The following is a 1177-nucleotide window of genomic DNA, read 5'->3' as shown; positions in this document are numbered from 1 at the left end:
GTGTTTGTGACATGGCTGAGCTCCTTTGTGTTGTCGGGTTTCGTCACCAAACAACATCGCTCATGTCATGTCACTTTTCCACAACTCCTTCCAACTCCAGGTACGCGTTTGCCGGATGAACCAATATTTTCTCATCTTGTTTGCAAACTTACACCGTTTTCCGGAGCTATCTGGCTCCGGCCCCATTGAAAGCAGCGTCGCCCCGGTCGTGCAATGATCCGGCGGGGAATCAAGCAACAGTTGCAGTATCTTCGTCGCAACCTGGGCCACATCGAAGCTTTGATGGCCACCTGGCCGTCTGGCACCAGTATCCCCTTGCCACGCTGGCTCATGCGCCGTTACTGGGTTATCCAGCACCTCCATGACCAGCAATGGGCAATGTACTGCAGCAATACCCGCCGCTGCGAGGATCGGATCGTCAGCATCAGCCAACCTCATGTCCGCCCCATTGTCCACGGCAAGCAACATAAGCCGGTGGAGTTCGGCGCCAAGTTAAGCGTAAGTCTCACCGGCGAAGGCCTTGCTCGAGTCGACCACTTGCGCTGGGATGCTTTTCACGAAGGCCATGATCTCGAGTCCCAGGTGGAGGCCTACCATCGCCGGTACGGGTATTACCCCGAGGTCATCCTCGGTGATCCGAGTTACGGCAGTCGGGACAACCGGAAGTTTCTCAAGAAACACAGCATTCGCTTTGCCGGCAAACCACTGGGCCGGCCACCGGCGGTCACCGACGAACATCGCGAACAAATTGAGAAGCTCAAGGCCCAGCGTCGTGAAGAATACCTGCAACGAATCCCCATTGAAGGCAAATTCGGGCAAGGGAAAAACGGCTATCGCTTGAACTACATCCGTGCCAAACTGCCCGCTACCTCCAGTGCCTGGATCAACAGCATCTTCCTGGTAATGAACCTCCTGATCCTGTTGAGGATCTTGGTCTTTGCCTTCGCAATCGCTCATTCGTGGTTCGAACAGGCTTGTGGCAGCTCTCGGTGTCGCCAGGGGAGGCTGCTGGCGATACGACTACTCTTTTCTTTACGTACCTCGGGCAGAGCATAATGCCCGGAAGCTGAACTTACTGAGGAAACACCAATTAAGGAGAAAGGATTTGGCGCGGTCTGCCGTACCCTGGCTCCAGAAGAGGCGGAACTGTTCTTTGATGAGGTGCATGGTGAACAAG

General features: G+C 55.1%; 1 pseudogene. It reads left to right on the top strand.

The window, feature by feature from the left end:
* Positions 1-189: 189 nt before the first annotated feature.
* A pseudogene (locus tag Q362_RS23265) lies at positions 190-936 on the top strand (transposase); the annotation flags it as partial.
* Between the last annotated feature and the right edge of the window lie 241 nt (positions 937-1177).

Source organism: Desulfobulbus elongatus DSM 2908 (assembly GCF_000621145.1).
In the GTDB taxonomy this organism is placed as follows: domain Bacteria; phylum Desulfobacterota; class Desulfobulbia; order Desulfobulbales; family Desulfobulbaceae; genus Desulfobulbus; species Desulfobulbus elongatus.
Note: the sequence above shows the minus strand (reverse complement) of the source record. Positions and strands in the feature narration are given on the sequence as shown.